The 13,748-nt window shown below is 46.6% G+C and carries 20 protein-coding genes; 8 read left to right on the top strand and 12 right to left on the bottom strand.

Translation table 11 applies throughout. The features are described 5' to 3' along the window. Positions 1-56: 56 nt before the first annotated feature. A complete protein-coding gene (locus QUA56_RS26170) occupies positions 57-308 on the bottom strand; it encodes a peptide ABC transporter substrate-binding protein (protein ID WP_333363721.1) in 252 nt (83 codons plus the stop codon). Between the two features lie 115 nt (positions 309-423). Here QUA56_RS26170 and QUA56_RS26175 point away from each other — a divergent pair, with 115 nt between their 5' ends. Both QUA56_RS26175 and QUA56_RS26180 read left to right on the top strand, forming a co-directional pair. Next, complete coding sequence (locus QUA56_RS26175; RefSeq protein ID WP_333363724.1) at positions 424-666, top strand: helix-turn-helix transcriptional regulator; 243 nt, start codon at positions 424-426, stop codon at positions 664-666. A gap of 50 nt (positions 667-716) precedes the next feature. Then, entirely contained in the window at positions 717-959 is a 243-nt protein-coding gene (locus QUA56_RS26180; protein WP_333363727.1) for a helix-turn-helix transcriptional regulator, read from the top strand. A 53-nt stretch (positions 960-1,012) separates the two neighbouring features. Here the strand turns inward: QUA56_RS26180 and QUA56_RS26185 are convergent, their stop codons facing one another. From QUA56_RS26185 to QUA56_RS26210, 6 genes are all read right to left on the bottom strand, one after another. Next, complete coding sequence (locus QUA56_RS26185) at positions 1,013-1,228, bottom strand: helix-turn-helix transcriptional regulator (protein WP_333363729.1); 216 nt, start codon at positions 1,226-1,228, stop codon at positions 1,013-1,015. A 103-nt stretch (positions 1,229-1,331) separates the two neighbouring features. After that, a complete protein-coding gene (locus QUA56_RS26190; RefSeq protein WP_333363732.1) occupies positions 1,332-1,712 on the bottom strand; it encodes a XisI protein in 381 nt (126 codons plus the stop codon). After that, the gene (locus tag QUA56_RS26195; RefSeq protein ID WP_333150130.1) at positions 1,703-2,119 is read right to left on the bottom strand and encodes a XisH family protein; all 417 of its coding nucleotides are present in this window, start codon (positions 2,117-2,119) and stop codon (positions 1,703-1,705) included. Before QUA56_RS26195 ends, QUA56_RS26190 begins: the two co-directional genes overlap by 10 nt. 203 nt (positions 2,120-2,322) lie before the next feature. Beyond that, positions 2,323-2,991 (bottom strand): HAS-barrel domain-containing protein, encoded by a 669-nt coding sequence (locus QUA56_RS26200; RefSeq protein WP_333363735.1) that lies wholly within the window; start codon positions 2,989-2,991, stop codon positions 2,323-2,325. A 169-nt stretch (positions 2,992-3,160) separates the two neighbouring features. Next, on the bottom strand, positions 3,161-3,352 hold the full coding sequence (locus tag QUA56_RS26205; RefSeq protein WP_006631389.1) for an NAD(P)H dehydrogenase subunit NdhS: 192 nt from the start codon (positions 3,350-3,352) through the stop codon (positions 3,161-3,163). Positions 3,353-3,583: 231 nt separating this feature from the next. Continuing rightward, entirely contained in the window at positions 3,584-4,654 is a 1,071-nt protein-coding gene (locus tag QUA56_RS26210; protein WP_333026460.1) for an Mrp/NBP35 family ATP-binding protein, read from the bottom strand. Between the two features lie 281 nt (positions 4,655-4,935). Here QUA56_RS26210 and hemF point away from each other — a divergent pair, with 281 nt between their 5' ends. Together hemF and QUA56_RS26220 are read left to right on the top strand one after the other, a co-directional pair. Next, positions 4,936-5,979: an oxygen-dependent coproporphyrinogen oxidase gene (gene hemF, locus QUA56_RS26215; RefSeq protein WP_333363738.1), complete on the top strand. Its 1,044-nt coding sequence runs from the start codon at positions 4,936-4,938 to the stop codon at positions 5,977-5,979. Positions 5,980-6,039: 60 nt separating this feature from the next. Further along, complete coding sequence (locus QUA56_RS26220; RefSeq protein ID WP_006631392.1) at positions 6,040-6,402, top strand: STAS domain-containing protein; 363 nt, start codon at positions 6,040-6,042, stop codon at positions 6,400-6,402. 245 nt (positions 6,403-6,647) lie between these two features. Here the strand turns inward: QUA56_RS26220 and QUA56_RS26225 are convergent, their stop codons facing one another. Beyond that, positions 6,648-7,268: a chromophore lyase CpcT/CpeT gene (locus QUA56_RS26225; protein WP_333363741.1), complete on the bottom strand. Its 621-nt coding sequence runs from the start codon at positions 7,266-7,268 to the stop codon at positions 6,648-6,650. Positions 7,269-7,610: 342 nt separating this feature from the next. Here QUA56_RS26225 and psb29 point away from each other — a divergent pair, with 342 nt between their 5' ends. Next, the gene (gene psb29, locus QUA56_RS26230) at positions 7,611-8,324 is read left to right on the top strand and encodes a photosystem II biogenesis protein Psp29 (RefSeq protein WP_333363744.1); all 714 of its coding nucleotides are present in this window, start codon (positions 7,611-7,613) and stop codon (positions 8,322-8,324) included. A gap of 245 nt (positions 8,325-8,569) precedes the next feature. On the opposite strand, the gene QUA56_RS26235 is transcribed toward psb29, so the two are convergent. Continuing rightward, the gene (locus QUA56_RS26235) at positions 8,570-9,106 is read right to left on the bottom strand and encodes a late competence development ComFB family protein (RefSeq protein WP_333363810.1); all 537 of its coding nucleotides are present in this window, start codon (positions 9,104-9,106) and stop codon (positions 8,570-8,572) included. Between the two features lie 207 nt (positions 9,107-9,313). Next, complete coding sequence (locus QUA56_RS26240; protein WP_333363747.1) at positions 9,314-10,246, bottom strand: M23 family metallopeptidase; 933 nt, start codon at positions 10,244-10,246, stop codon at positions 9,314-9,316. A 241-nt stretch (positions 10,247-10,487) separates the two neighbouring features. On the opposite strand from QUA56_RS26240, the gene QUA56_RS26245 reads away from it, so the two are divergent. The 3 genes from QUA56_RS26245 to QUA56_RS26255 all read left to right on the top strand — a co-directional run bounded on the left by QUA56_RS26245 (position 10,488) and on the right by QUA56_RS26255 (position 12,434). Then, positions 10,488-11,600, top strand: coding sequence for a formylglycine-generating enzyme family protein (locus QUA56_RS26245; RefSeq protein WP_333363750.1), 1,113 nt, complete (start codon positions 10,488-10,490; stop codon positions 11,598-11,600). Positions 11,601-11,862: 262 nt separating this feature from the next. Then, positions 11,863-12,105: a type II toxin-antitoxin system ParD family antitoxin gene (locus QUA56_RS26250; RefSeq protein ID WP_333363753.1), complete on the top strand. Its 243-nt coding sequence runs from the start codon at positions 11,863-11,865 to the stop codon at positions 12,103-12,105. A gap of 2 nt (positions 12,106-12,107) precedes the next feature. After that, positions 12,108-12,434, top strand: a complete 327-nt coding sequence (locus tag QUA56_RS26255) for a type II toxin-antitoxin system RelE/ParE family toxin (protein WP_333363756.1) — start codon at positions 12,108-12,110, stop codon at positions 12,432-12,434. A 376-nt stretch (positions 12,435-12,810) separates the two neighbouring features. Here the strand turns inward: QUA56_RS26255 and QUA56_RS26260 are convergent, their stop codons facing one another. Together QUA56_RS26260 and QUA56_RS36940 are read right to left on the bottom strand one after the other, a co-directional pair. Continuing rightward, positions 12,811-13,011 carry a hypothetical protein gene (locus QUA56_RS26260; protein ID WP_333363759.1) on the bottom strand — a complete coding sequence of 67 codons (201 nt, stop codon included), beginning with the start codon at positions 13,009-13,011 and terminating at the stop codon, positions 12,811-12,813. A 107-nt stretch (positions 13,012-13,118) separates the two neighbouring features. After that, positions 13,119-13,739, bottom strand: coding sequence for an acyltransferase family protein (locus tag QUA56_RS36940; RefSeq protein ID WP_445242951.1), 621 nt, complete (start codon positions 13,737-13,739; stop codon positions 13,119-13,121). Positions 13,740-13,748: the final 9 nt, after the last annotated feature.

Raw genomic sequence — 13,748 nt, forward strand, 5'->3', positions numbered from 1 at the left:
TAGACTGTACAAGCTGTTGGCGGTAATTCACGCCTGCCAAGAATGTTATATCACCCCTACAGTCGCAGGTAACGCATGAGAATGCTCATAACTTCACCCGGCTTTTGGGCTCGTTGCAGCGGGCTCCACTCGCTGACAGAGGCAAAACCCAAACAGTAAAGGATGTTAATGATGCTCCTCACCGCTTTGGGAGAACCTATCAGCAGGATTTTGACGGGTTCTCGATCGGGTTGCGGAGGATGGGCTACAGGTACTGTCGCTGTAGCAGTATCGGTTGCTGGGGGATTGGCAAGGAAGTTTTTCGGCATCAGCGTTTTGTGTTTTTGCGGTTTATGTTACCTATAGGCAACAAAATCATTCTATCCTGAATGTTACCTATAGGCAACATTTACGAAACGATCGGCCTCTGAGACAATCTGAGGCATGGGAAAAGCAGGCAAAGCACTCAAGCAAGTGCTGGAAACTTACGGCATCAGCCAAAATCGCTTGGCTGTGACAATGGGGGTAGGACGTTCCAACATTCACCGGTGGGTCAATGAAAGTAGAGATCCTGTAGCAGAGGCAGTGTTGGACATTCGGAAAGCACTATCGCAAATTAATCCGCAGGCATCAGCAGATTTCATTCGTTTGTATTTAGATGATTTGGAGGAAAAACTCGAAGAGTAATAATGTCAACAATCTTTACTTAGCTGCGAGCTTCTGAGAACATAGAAGCCATGAGTAAGGCAGGAAAGGCGCTGAAGCAGGTTTTAGAAACCTATGGCATCAGCCAAAATCAATTGGCAGCGATTATGGGCATTGGACGATCGAGCATTAACCGTTGGGTTAACGAGAATAGAGATCCGGCATCTGAAGCGGTTCTAGAGATTCGCAAGGGATTACAGCAAATTAATCCCGATGCAGCAGGGGATTTTATTCGTTTGTATTTAGATGATTTGGAGGAAAAACTTGAAGAGTAATCATATGGGCGATCGGGCGATCGTCTCCCGTGCCAGTTATGCTTGAGATAGACTCAACAAATAGCTGACAACATACAGCGTATTCCAGGTTTGTGAAGTGTAGGGACACGGCAGTGCCGTGTCCCTACGGGGAAGCTCACTATAGGCGGGTGTACTTCATAAATACGGCTAACGTTTGAGCGATCGATTTCCATCTTTGCCGCCAATTGATATTGACTGATATCGTATGCCTCTAATATTTTTTTGAGGGCTTTACCTGCTCTTCCCATGCTCCCGATTGTGTCAGAGAGTCACGATTCTGTAAACGTTGCTGATTGTCACAAAGTGCGGTAAACTTTGTACATTAAGTGCGATCGTTTTTTCCCTCTCAATTTAATTGTATTGTTCGTCAAATACCGGAGTTTGGCTGGGGCGATCGCCTAGCCCGCCGCCAACCAGCGTAAACTTACGCATATAGGGAGACCTGTACCCTAAAACAATATCCGACTTGGGTACTCCGACTTCAATTAACTCATTAGCAATTCCTACTTCAGTTCCATCTCGCTGAATCCAAATCTTGTCCTCTTTAATATCGATGTGAATAACGCAACCATAAACTCGTCTTTCTCCACGCCATCCCACATGAAACATCAAATAGCGATCGCGTTTGATGTCACAAGCAATTTCAGTTTCTATCTCCCCATCGTCCGAACCGCAGCTAGAGTGTTTTTCAATGATTGATTGAATTAGCTCTCTATACTTTTCTATTTCCATATAACGATCGCCTCTCTCGCAGGATTAAACACAATCAAGTTTAATTGCATCCGCGTCACTGACATTCGAGCTAAACGCCGAGTAAAAAATTCTTCATAAATATCTTCGGGAATTGCCAAATAAAGAAGTCTATCCGGTTCTGACTCTTCCAAAACCACTTTATAATTCCAGGCTTGACCTATAGCCTCGTGAAACTGATTTATCAATGACAGACCTAAAAAACACTTAATTTCTACTGCTATCTTCTGTCCGTACTTTTCGGCTCCTAACAAATTATTTTCAGCCCCTAAGTCCACATAAAGCTTATCTTCGTCTACTTTGAGGTACAAAGGATCGTGGGTAATAGTCCACCCTTCCTTTTCCAAAGCTGAACATACAGAGGCATGAAAGATATCCTTGGCCGACATAGATTTTGATAAATCATGTTACTCGCTCCCATTATATCATCTTTTACGGCTGTGCCAGACAAACGGGCGATCGCATTTTGAATTAAATGCGATCGTTTCTTCCTCCTCCATTTAATTGTAAGGCTCATCAAATACCAGAGTCTGGCTGGTGCGATCGCCTCAATATTTGACGATCGGCCTCAAACATACTATTCAGCTTCCCCCTACGGATGAATCTGACTCAAAATCACTCTCAACCGATCGTAATCATCCTTCAGCAAAACACTCAAACTCCTCCCCGCTTCCACCAACCAAGTTCGATCGCGCATCCGCAACTGATAAATCTCCCGAATCGCTGCCGCCGTCAGCGCATCCACCGGCGCATTAGTCACTCCCAGCAGCGTCCTCAAAAAATCCAATTGTACGGTAAAATCAATCACCTCATCCGGTTCGCAGCGATAAACCGCCTGGTGAATTTGCGGCGGGCGCGGCGGCAAATACTGATAAAATTTACCCCTAGATGGGCCGTGACCGTTCAACCTTTCCGGCGCAGTCTCAAACCCCACAATCGCCACTCGAAACTCGGTTTTTAGCATCGCAAAAATCTGCGGTTGTTCTTCCCGCAACTCTTCCAGCGACAAACCCAAAGCGCGAGCTCTGTGCACCGAGTCGATCGGGCTAGTCGTAGCGTAATAAACCACGCCGTAGATTTGATTTTTCGACTCTTCATCCTCGGCCTTCACCCAACTGCCAAAAGGCGGCATCACGGGAAAACTCAAGTCTTCCGGTTCCAAACATTGAGCCAAAAACTCCGAAGTTGCCGTCTCGATCACCTCAGCAATGCGATCGGGATGGCGTTCTTTTGTAGCAAATTGGGGTAAAGGTAAACGCATATTAGTCAGTTGGCAGTTGGTTGTTGGCAGTTGGTTGTTGGCAGTTGGTTGTTGGCAGTTGGTTGGTTGTTATTTATTATTATTATTTGTAAGTGGGTACTAATAAACAATAACTAATAACTACTGACAACTGACAACTGTCAACTGTCAACTGTCAACAACCAACTGACTATTTCACGCGACCAGCCGTAGCATCGACAAGTTCCAACTGCGACAGCCGGAACGTGATCAGCTTGTCCCAATTGCCACCTTCAAACAGTACCGCTACTTTCCCGTCGCTAACTCGCTGGACTTGTCCTTGAAAGGCGTAGTAAATCTCACCCTTATCTTTAACTCGAACTGCCGAACCAGGAAAAATCATAATTGTTTGAATGTTATGTTTGCTGTTTACAGTTTACCTTTTCTTGGCGATCGAGACTTGATGCTAAAACAGGCAAGATGCCTGTTCCACAAACTAAACAGGCAAGATGCCTGTTCCACAAACTAAACAGGCAAGATGCCTGTTCCACAAACTAAACAGGTTTCTTGTGGGGAGTAGGGGTTGGGCGTCCCGCCCGCCCATCAAAAGCTGATTAACAATCCAAGATGTGAGTTAGGCTAAGGCTGCTACGGAAACTTTACCGGCAATGCGGCCCGCGATCGCCCGCAACTCCCTCGCCGAAGCAGAACCCGGTTGCCCCACCACGATCGGCACCCCAGAATCGCCACCTTCCCGCAACGGAATTTCCAGCGGAATGCGGCCTAACAGCGGCACTCCCAACTCAGCCGCAGTCTTTTCCCCGCCACCAGAACCGAAAATATCGTATTGCTTGTCTGGCATATCCGGCGGCACAAAATAGCTCATGTTTTCCACAATTCCCAACACCGACACTCCCAACTGCTGGAACATCTTTAAACCCTTGCGGGAGTCCAACAATGCCACAGTCTGCGGCGTGGTAACGATCACGACACCAGCCATCGGCACCGCTTGCGCCATTGTCAACTGCGCGTCTCCAGTACCCGGAGGCATATCGACAATCAGATAGTCTAAATCGCCCCAATTCACCTGATAGAGGAATTGCCGAATGATCCCGTTCAACATCGGGCCGCGCCAAATCACGGGTTGGTCTTTGTCAATTAAAAACGCCATCGACACCAATTTGACGCCGTAATTAAACGCGGGTTCGAGGCTTTCCCCGCTTTTTCCGTCCCTAACCATGACTTTCGCGTCCCCCAGACCCAACATTGTCGGGTCGTTGGGCCCATAGATATCCGCATCCAGCAAACCCACCTTGGCGCCGGTTTGCGCCAGCGCTACTGCCACGTTTACCGCCACCGTGCTTTTGCCGACGCCGCCTTTGCCGCTGGATATTGCGATAATATTTTTCACTCCTTCAATGCCTTGGCGATCGACCACTCCCTTCTGCTGCGGCGTTTCGGCTGTCACCTCCACCGCCACTTTTTCGACTCCTGGCAACTGTTTGACCGCTTTTTGGCAATCTTCGACAATAAATTCTCGCAGCGGGCAAGCAGGCGTTGTCAGCACTAAAGTAAAGCTGACGACACCGCCGTCAATTTTGATGTTACGAATCATGTTCAATTCCACCAAACTCTTTTGAAGTTCGGGGTCTTGCACGGGTCGCAGGATTTCTAAGACTGAACTAACATCGAGTGTCTTGGGCATTGTGTTCTCCACCATAGCTCTGCAATTGGGTTAGCGAATTTTCGATCGCAGGTTTAAGTATATTTTTATTGCTATTTTTTAATGTAACTTCATAGCGATCATTTGCAGACCTGCGGTGGCATAATTACATGACGACTGGATTTGGGACTCACGGTCAATCTCAAACTCAAATGCGATCGGCAATAATTTCTACGACCGAAAGCAATTTGGTCACAATCCCCGAATTGATCCGTGGTCGCAATTCTTCAATCTAAAATCTAAAATCTAAAATCTAAAATCGGATGACAGTTTCTACAACACTTAAAACCGCCACTTCCCCGTTTTTGCCGCCGGCTGACTCTAGAGCTAGAGTCAGCAAATTTATGAAAAGCCTACAAGACGAAATTTGTCAATCCCTCGAACAGCTCGATGGTTTAGGCAAATTTCAAGAGGACTCTTGGGAACGCTCTGAAGGCGGCGGCGGACGTTCTCGCGTCATGCGGGAAGGCAATGTTTTTGAACAAGGGGGAGTCAATTTTTCCCAAGTGTGGGGCGAAAGTTTGCCGGCTTTGATTTTGGCCAAGCACCCAGAAGCTGCCGGTCACGATTTCTATGCAACTGGCACTTCGATGGTGCTGCACCCCCGCAATCCCTACTTGCCTACGGTTCACTTGAATTACCGCTATTTTGAAGCCGGGCCGATTTGGTGGTTTGGCGGCGGTGTCGATTTGACTCCTTATTACCCGTTGGCTGAGGATGCAGCTCATTTCCACAAAACTCTGAAAGCAGCTTGCGATCGCCACCATCCCGGATATTATCCGACATTTAAACTCTGGTGCGACGAATATTTCTACCTCCCGCACCGCCAAGAAACCCGCGGCGTGGGCGGTCTGTTTTTTGACTACCAAAGCGCTCAAGGCGCGCTTTACCGCGACCATCATGTCAAAGGCAAGGCCGCTGAGTGCAGCAACAGCATCGGGGTGCCGGAACCTAGGAGTTGGGAGTCCCTGTTCGCCTTCGTACAGGACTGCGGTAGGGCATTTTTGCCGGCTTACACCCCGATTATTGAAAAGCACCGATCGAAAGAATACGGCGATCGCGAGCGCAATTTCCAACTTTACCGCCGCGGCCGTTATGTCGAATTTAACTTAGTGTACGATCGAGGCACGACCTTTGGCTTGCAGACCAACGGACGCACTGAATCGATTCTGATGTCCCTGCCACCTTTGGTACGCTGGGAATACTGCTACGAGCCAGAACCCAACTCTCCAGAAGCCGAACTCTACTCCAAGTTCTTAAAACCGCAAGATTGGGCGAATTGGATGCCTCAGCAGTCACCGACCTGAGTTAAACTACTGGGAAAGTAACCACCGCGATAGATAGTAATAAATTTGAGGGAAGGGTCAGTGATTCATATTGATCAAAAAACCCACACGCTTCAAGACGGTACAACAGTTATCGTCTTAGCACCGACAGGACGGTTGGACATCACAACAGCTTGGCAATTCCGCCTCAAGTTGCAAGAGTGTATTTCCAAACTCAGCCGCCATGTCGTAGTGAATCTTGGTCAGGTTAACTTTATCGATAGTTCTGGCCTGACCTCACTTGTAGCAGGTATGCGGGATGCGGATAAAGTTAAGGGAAGTTTCCGCATTTGCAATGTTCATCCAGAAGCCAAACTGGTGTTTGAAGTCACCATGATGGATTCTGTGTTTGAAATCTTTGAAACGGAAGAAGAAGCTCTAGAGGGGGTGCCGCGCGCAAGTTGAGCACTCCTGCTGGCATCGGTTGCAGTGTCGCGGGTAATTTAAGCTTGAGACTCATAAGCGCCCAGAAACCAAGCAGAAGAACAGGAAGCAGGTAAATTTTTGCCTGCTTCCTTCTGCCTTATTCCTTTCTTGAAAAGTTGAGAGGTTCACCAAAACACTAAAGTAGAAGAATATGTCAAGGTAAAGTCTTGCCTTCTCTCCTAGATAACCAAATCTTTCTTCCTTGTTTCTTGTTGTTTCTTGCTTCAAACCAATATCTCAGCAGCAAAATCCTGACGCTTGACAAATCTAAAAGGGCCCATTAAGGCTCCCCAGATAGCCTTGCCTGTCGTGGGGCTGATTCCTTTGTCGTAGCTGAGAAATTCCTCGCCTGCAGCTTCAAACCCCAAGTCTACTTGGTAATTTTGCCCCCCGTAGGCAAAGCTGCAGCGAGTGCCCTCCGGCAAAGATGCCCGAAACCGATAGCCGTTTGAGGCTAAATTTTGCACCGCAACCGAGAGGGTGCAGCCGGGGAGGAGTTGGATTTGCTCGTTAGTTAGCTTTCCAAGCAAGTCGGGGTTGCAACCGGCTCCTTTGACGGCTGTAATGTCGTGGAACATATAATACTGAGCTTCTATAAGTCCCGGCGCTATCTGTGAGTGCCTCAGTTGCACGATGCGAGGGCGGTATGGCTTGTCTAATTCCAGAATGTTGGCTTGTTCGGCAAACAGAGTAATGCTGGGTTCGGAAAAAAGAGGAACGGGTACGGGTCTTTGCCACAAACGAAGGTGGACGTACCAAGCCGGGTCTGCTAGCGCTTGTTCCCGGTTGTCAAATTCGCCCGCCATGTACTGGGCTAAAGCTCTTAATTCAGGAGAAATTGTCATGTTTGTTTGATTTTTCAGGTTCATGGCTTGACAGAAAAAACTTATTGTGATATTGGTTGCGAGACCTGGCCTGGGCAAGTCAGAAGATTAGATTTATGAGCGATCCCAGAAGAGCTATGATTGTAAAGATACTGGGGTTTTGCCCTCGTAGTGCGACATTTTAATTGTTGCTGCCGATCGCGCGTAAAATATTTTCGATAAAATTTTGCCTCGCTTAGAGGCAGCACCGTTTAAAAAAAACTGGCACTTTTTGTCAGCCCGATCGCAGAGAGACTCCCCCGACTTTACTCACGCCGCGCTGGCACGCCCGCTGCGGCAAAATTATTTATCTATAAGACTCAGGTGAACAATAACCGTACTGTTTCAGATACTAAGCGAAGTTTCTATACGATTCACACTCGACCGATCAACTCAATTTACCGTCGAGTGGTGGAAGAGTTGATGGTAGAAATGCACTTGCTTTCGGCGAATGCCGATTTTCAATACGACCCAATTTATGCTTTGGGTGTAGTCACAGCTTTCGATCGATTCATGCTCGGATACGCCCCAGAAGCAGACAGAGTTTCGATTTTTAACGGTTTGTGCAAGTCCCTAGAGGACGATCCAGAACGCTACAAGCAAGACGCTTACCGATTGGAAAGCTTGGCGGGGCGACTGTCGGGGTCTGAGTTACTCTCGTGGATCGATCGCTCCACCACCTTTGAAGATACAGGAGATTTACAAGCGTCTTTAGGGACGATCGCCAGCAACCCTCAATTTAAGTACAGCCGCTTGTTCGCGATCGGTTTGTTCTCGCTGTTAGAAAAAGCTGATCCCGACTTGGTAAAAGACCAAGAAACGCGAAACGACGCGATCGCCAAAGTCAGTGCGGCCTTGCACCTCCCAGAAGATAAAGTTAGCAAAGATTTAGATTTGTACCGCAGCAATTTGGAAAAAATGGCCCAAGCGCGAATAGTCCTTCAAGATGTCATCCAAGCGGAACGGAAAAAACGCGAAAAGCGAGAGACAAAAGTTACCCCCGGCATCTCGGCTGACTCTTCTGACAGCAACAATTAATCGTTTGAAAGAAGGAAGAAGGAAGAAGGAAGAAGGAAGAAGGAAGAAGGAAGAAGGAAGAAGAAAGAAGGAAGGGAGAATTTTTTATTTGAGGTAACAAATAAATAAAACTCTTAAATTTTAATTTTTCGTTCTTGAATTCTGGCTTCTGCCTTCAGATGAATGTTGCTGGCTCAGAAACTAAAAATCCCGCTTTTTGAATTGAGCGGGATCGACCTAACCAAAATAGAGTTTTTGGGGTGGTACTACGGCTGCGGCTCAAAATTAATGGCGTTAGCTTGGAGCCAAGTGCTTAGCTGTGAAAGAACTTCGTTTCCAGAAGACTTGCCCAAAGCTGTGGGGTTTGGGGTGTCGGGCCTGTCCAAGTTGCGGGCGATCGCTGCGTTGACTTCTTTGGCGATCAAATCGTGAAGTTGTTCTTTAGCTGTAGCCCTTTGAAAATGAGCTCCCTCTTCGGTCGTAGCGTACAGAGGCGGCAGCCTATTTAAAGCATAAGCTGCAATATCTCCCACATCCAGACTCAGGTCGCTCGTCGCCTCAATTTCTGCAACCCTGGCGATCGCATCGCTGAGCACCAACTCTTCCATCACGTTGATGAACTGTTTGCGCGGCAGAACTACCACTTCGCCGGTCAACAGAGCTCCCATCAGACGATCGAGAGCCATGTACTCTTCGATCGACAATTCCGAAGCTGTATTGCATATCCGTCCCACCTCAGCTTCCATAGACGGCGTTAAATAGCCGTCTTGCAAAGCTTGTTCAACAATTTTTTCAATACTCATATATGCTTCCCACTCAACGGCATCATTAATAGAGTTTTGTGAAGACGCGATTGTTAGCGTCTTGAGATTCGAGTTTTGAGGATTGAGTTGAGAATTTTTAGACAAATCCTAACTCAATACTGATAACCCATAACAGTTATCTAAACACCCTAGCCACAAACTTACCCCATAATTGACGGCTTTATTCGTCAAAACCCGTAAAAATTCCTACTCAATTCCCTGAAGCCGCCAAGGTACGGGATCGACGGACTGCCCGTGCACGTACAGTCCCCAATGCAGGTGAGGGCCTGTCGCAGCTCCCGTTGACCCCAGAGCACCAATTACTTGACCGGCTTTCACGACATCGCCCTCCTTGACATCAATCCGGCTGAGGTGCATCAAAATACTTGCTACCCCCTGACCGTGGTCGATACCAACGACATTCCCGTGGATTTTGAACCCTTGGGATTCGCGTCCCACTAGAGACACGCGACCTGCTGCCGGTGCGACTACAGGGGAACCGTAAGCACCCGCATAATCGACGCCGCGGTGGTAGTAGTCTTGAGCAAATACCCCATTATAGTATCGGCGCACCCCGTAAATAGTGGTGATTTCGCCGGAGTTGGGGCGCAACAATTTGCCGTCCCAAAATTTTTCGGGTGTCACCAGTGCTTTAAATGCGTCTACGCGATCGAATTCAGCATCTGTACCTTCCTCGTCTTTCCCAGGCGGTAGCCAGATGGATTGGGTAGGAAAATCTCGATCGCGCACTTGCACGCTCAACTTCTGCACTTGTCCGTCACCAGCCACTTGGATTTGGCGTGCACCGGGTTTCTCAGCAGGGGTTGTCGGTAGCAGCGCCCGAAAGCGATTGTTGCCGATGGGAAACGCGGGGTAGTTTTTTTGCTGTACGGACACCGTGGGAGTGTCGCTGCTGTCTACCTGAATTACTACCGACAGCGTATCTCCGAGTTGAGGATTTGCCGGCGTCACAACTACCTGCAAAGCTTGCACCGGCAGGGCAAAACTTAGAATGCCAGCAACAATTCCCCCGATCGAACTGGCGGTTAGCTTGTTTATTTTCAACCGTCGCCACCGCAAAATCCGACCCGCTATTATTTCCGCACTTAGCCCGCAGTTGCCTTGATTTACATTGGTCATCACCGATATCCTAAATTCTTATCTAGCTAATGTTACACAAAGTAGCTAACTCTAGCACGCTCTCACTGCAAAGGGTAACGCAATGTTAGGACTTGCGCCAAGTCGGTAAATGTAGCCTGTAAAAGCCCAAAACGCAAGGCACTATTTGCGTTATTTGTAGCGTAGCTGCATAAGTTTTGAGTAGTTGACCTATTTATTAAGTAAATGCCACAGTGGTTAATCATACGCAGGTCAAAATGCCATGCCAAATGAGCAAAATCAACCAAGAGAATATGATGCCGTCCTTGGGGGTCAAAATTCAACTCCTGTTGATGCGGCGATACTGGGAGGAATTGCCGGCGTTAAAAGCCGCCTAGCCTCGCCTGCTGTCGAAGTGAGAATCGCCGCACTCTCCGAAGCGCTCAAATATGGAGAAGCAGGGTTAGATTTGATACTGGGAGCATTGCGGGATGAGTCAATGCAGGTAAAATTAGCTGCTTTTTCACTGCTGAAATATCGAGATGAGGAAAAGATAAAGCAACATTTACAAGATTATTTCCCCCTATTTGAATTTGATGTCATCACAGTAGATTCCTCTGGAAAAGAAAACAGCCGTACCAAGTCCTTTGCTCACTTTTTTACTGAATATTTAGGTAACGCAATTTCACTAGAAATGGTTTACATTCCGGGTGGCATATTTATAATGGGCAGCCCCGATAACGAAGCCAGACGATATAAGCAGGAAAGTCCGCAGCATCAAGTCACAGTATCCGCTTTTTATGCAGGAAAATATCCCATCACCCAAGCACAGTGGCAAGCAGTAATGGGAGACAACCCATCATTTTTCAAAGGTGCAAAACGTCCTGTAGACAAAGTATTGTGGCAAGATGCTGTCGAATTCTGTGGCAAACTCTCGGAAAAAACTGGGAAAAAATATCGCCTCCTGAGTGAAGCAGAATGGGAATATGCTTGTCGTGCCGGTACAACAACCCCATTTCATTTTGGTGAAACGATTACTCCTGATTTAGTCAACTATGACGGAAATAAACCCTACGCAAAGGCCCCCAAAGGACTTTACAGGCGACAAACAACCGATGTCGGGAGTTTTCCCCCGAATGCTTTTGGACTTTACGATATGCACGGCAATGTTATGGAGTGGTGTAGCGATCGCTGGCACGATCGCTACAATGGCGCACCGACTGACGGAATTTCTTGGGAAACAGGAACAGACGAGGACCGAGTGCTGCGGGGCGGTTCCTGGGACTTTTCTGCGGTTCTTTGCCGTAGTGCTGTTCGCAACTGGACCTCGGCGGTCAACTGGTGGTGGTTCAAGGGTTTTCGCGTGGCGGTTGCATCGGTTTCTCCCTCGTCCTAGTTTTCTCGGCGAGGGTTTTTCTCTTTTCTCTAGCTAATTTGTAGGGTGCGTCGCTATGAACAATCTACAAATCAAATCGACAATCTCGCAGCGACGCACCGCGAGAGTCAGTCAGGTGCGTCGCCATCTCAAATCTGTAAATTTCATCAAAATTTTCACAGCGACGCACCTACAAAAACTACAAAAACGGAAATCGGTCAAACCTCATTTATAATATTTAAAATATGCCAAGGTCGATCGCACATCAGGAAGGATAAAAAATATGACCCTCAATCTGCCTCTTCCCGATTCAATTCAAAAATTTATTAACGAACAAGTCGCAATCGGAGGCTACAGCAATGCAGCGGAATATATCTTGCACCTAATTCGCCAAGAACAAGCAAGAGCGTTACGAGTTGAGTCGTTATTATTGGCAGGTCTGGATAGTGGCAATTCTGTAGACATTACCGATGATTGGTGGGAGCAAAAACGTACTCACTTGGTGTCTCAACTTGACGAAAAGTAGCAATGACTAAACGTATTGTCATTACACCAAGGGCAAGTCAAGATTTAGACGAAAATTTTGCTTGTATTGCTCACAATAATCTTGATGCTGCGTTGCGTTTTTTTGATGCAGCACGTCAGACATTTGCGAGGTTGGCTCAAATGTCGGGAATGGGTCGCCTGTATCCGGTGCAAAATCCACGGTTGGAGGGTTTGCGAAGGTTGTCAGTTAGGGTTTTTGAGAATTATGTGATTTTCTATTTGTCTTTTGATGACTTTATTGAGGTGGTGCGAATTCTGCACGCAGCGAGAGATTTAGAGGAAATTTTGTCAGGAGATGAAGCCGAGTAGCCGTAGGGTGCGTCGCATATACAATCTGCAAGTAAGATCGACAATTTCACAGCGACGCACGACACAATTAGCCTGCTTGTGTCTTTGGAAGGCTCATTTTTTTAACTAGATTTTTCCGCAGATAAACTGTCAGCGGTTTTTCGATTAAAGAGTAAAAGATGCAGCCAGCAATTACAGTTATCAGTGCTACCAACGCGGGGCAAAGAAGCTATCGAAATATTTTCCTAAATTTACCTTTTGCACGACTTTTGTAGTTGCTGAAATCAGTGGGCAGTGGGTTAAAAATATCTATAGCAATCCTCGCATCAGTCGCAAAATCGAGCGAGACCTGAATCCTTGCAGTGCGAGCATATTGCTCGCGTATAATGCAAGCAAATCATTTAGGATTGCTATAGTAGGAGGCGTCTCCTAAGTATGTGAAAATATAAGGTATTTTCGGAGCATCTTTGAGGTCGATCGATGCCGAGCCTACTATTAACAAAGCGGCCAGCACTCCCACAGTGCTGATTCTATCTATTTCTATGTTGTTCGCAGCCGAAAATATTAATAAAGCTACATATCCTAAATTGGCTACCACAAACAAAATCCACCTGTTTTTGTGAATTTTACTGCCAAATTTAATTACAGCATACCAAGCCTAGCAGCCCCATACAAATTCTAGATTCATATTGCCAAATATTATATTCAGCAAAAAAGCCTCCCGCCAAAATCTACTACTTTTAAATAATGGAGAATCGTCACAAATAGCCAAGTCGAAAGAAGCGGCACAAAATATTTGGGTTTGAACCAGATAGCTAGACTAAAGAGTACATAAAAAAACAATTCATAAATCAAAGTCCAGCCGAAATCTAGGATCGGTTTATCATTCTGAGGTAGCAGAAGGAGAGATACAAATATGTGCGATATACTTAAATCTTTATTATTGGCAAACCCAGGAATTACTAGAAAAAAAACTAAAACTGCGAGCGTAATTATCCAATTGATTGGGTAAATTGTTAGGGTGCGTTTGATTAAAAATGATTTAAACTGGTCTGGTTTCCCGATCGCCGTTCGGTGAACGTACACCATGATAAAACCGCTCAATACAAAAAAGTAATCAACACCGCTCCACCCAGCTTCAAAAAGATTAAATAAAGATACTTTATTTAATCTTTCTATGCTCATCTGGTTTAGGTGAAACAGCACCACCAATAAAGCTCCAATACCCCGATCGACTTGCAAGAGGTTAATCTTTTTGTGAAGTTTTGAACTCTTTGCTCTCAGAAAATACCTTGTTCTATAGTTGCGCTTGCCATTGCTCCCCAACTACAGTCA

The organism is Microcoleus sp. N3A4 (assembly GCF_036701805.1).
Classification (GTDB): domain Bacteria; phylum Cyanobacteriota; class Cyanobacteriia; order Cyanobacteriales; family Microcoleaceae; genus Microcoleus.

Excerpts from the sequence above, each read along its gene's own strand:
- QUA56_RS26245 (WP_333363750.1), top strand. The coding sequence starts at position 10,488 with ATGCCAAATGAGCAAAATCAACCAAGAGAATATGATGCCGTCCTTGGG.
- QUA56_RS26210 (WP_333026460.1), bottom strand. The coding sequence starts at position 4,654 with ATGCCCAAGACACTCGATGTTAGTTCAGTCTTAGAAATCCTGCGACCC.
- QUA56_RS26225 (WP_333363741.1), bottom strand. The coding sequence starts at position 7,268 with ATGACAATTTCTCCTGAATTAAGAGCTTTAGCCCAGTACATGGCGGGC.
- QUA56_RS26205 (WP_006631389.1), bottom strand. The coding sequence starts at position 3,352 with ATGATTTTTCCTGGTTCGGCAGTTCGAGTTAAAGATAAGGGTGAGATT.
- QUA56_RS26200 (WP_333363735.1), bottom strand. The coding sequence starts at position 2,991 with ATGCGTTTACCTTTACCCCAATTTGCTACAAAAGAACGCCATCCCGAT.
- QUA56_RS26195 (WP_333150130.1), bottom strand. The coding sequence starts at position 2,119 with ATGTCGGCCAAGGATATCTTTCATGCCTCTGTATGTTCAGCTTTGGAA.
- QUA56_RS26170 (WP_333363721.1), bottom strand. The coding sequence starts at position 308 with ATGCCGAAAAACTTCCTTGCCAATCCCCCAGCAACCGATACTGCTACA.
- QUA56_RS26175 (WP_333363724.1), top strand. The coding sequence starts at position 424 with ATGGGAAAAGCAGGCAAAGCACTCAAGCAAGTGCTGGAAACTTACGGC.
- QUA56_RS26235 (WP_333363810.1), bottom strand. The coding sequence starts at position 9,106 with ATGAGTATTGAAAAAATTGTTGAACAAGCTTTGCAAGACGGCTATTTA.
- QUA56_RS26255 (WP_333363756.1), top strand. The coding sequence starts at position 12,108 with ATGACTAAACGTATTGTCATTACACCAAGGGCAAGTCAAGATTTAGAC.
- hemF (WP_333363738.1), top strand. The coding sequence starts at position 4,936 with ATGACAGTTTCTACAACACTTAAAACCGCCACTTCCCCGTTTTTGCCG.
- QUA56_RS26185 (WP_333363729.1), bottom strand. The coding sequence starts at position 1,228 with ATGGGAAGAGCAGGTAAAGCCCTCAAAAAAATATTAGAGGCATACGAT.
- QUA56_RS26190 (WP_333363732.1), bottom strand. The coding sequence starts at position 1,712 with ATGGAAATAGAAAAGTATAGAGAGCTAATTCAATCAATCATTGAAAAA.
- QUA56_RS26180 (WP_333363727.1), top strand. The coding sequence starts at position 717 with ATGAGTAAGGCAGGAAAGGCGCTGAAGCAGGTTTTAGAAACCTATGGC.
- QUA56_RS26240 (WP_333363747.1), bottom strand. The coding sequence starts at position 10,246 with ATGACCAATGTAAATCAAGGCAACTGCGGGCTAAGTGCGGAAATAATA.
- QUA56_RS26250 (WP_333363753.1), top strand. The coding sequence starts at position 11,863 with ATGACCCTCAATCTGCCTCTTCCCGATTCAATTCAAAAATTTATTAAC.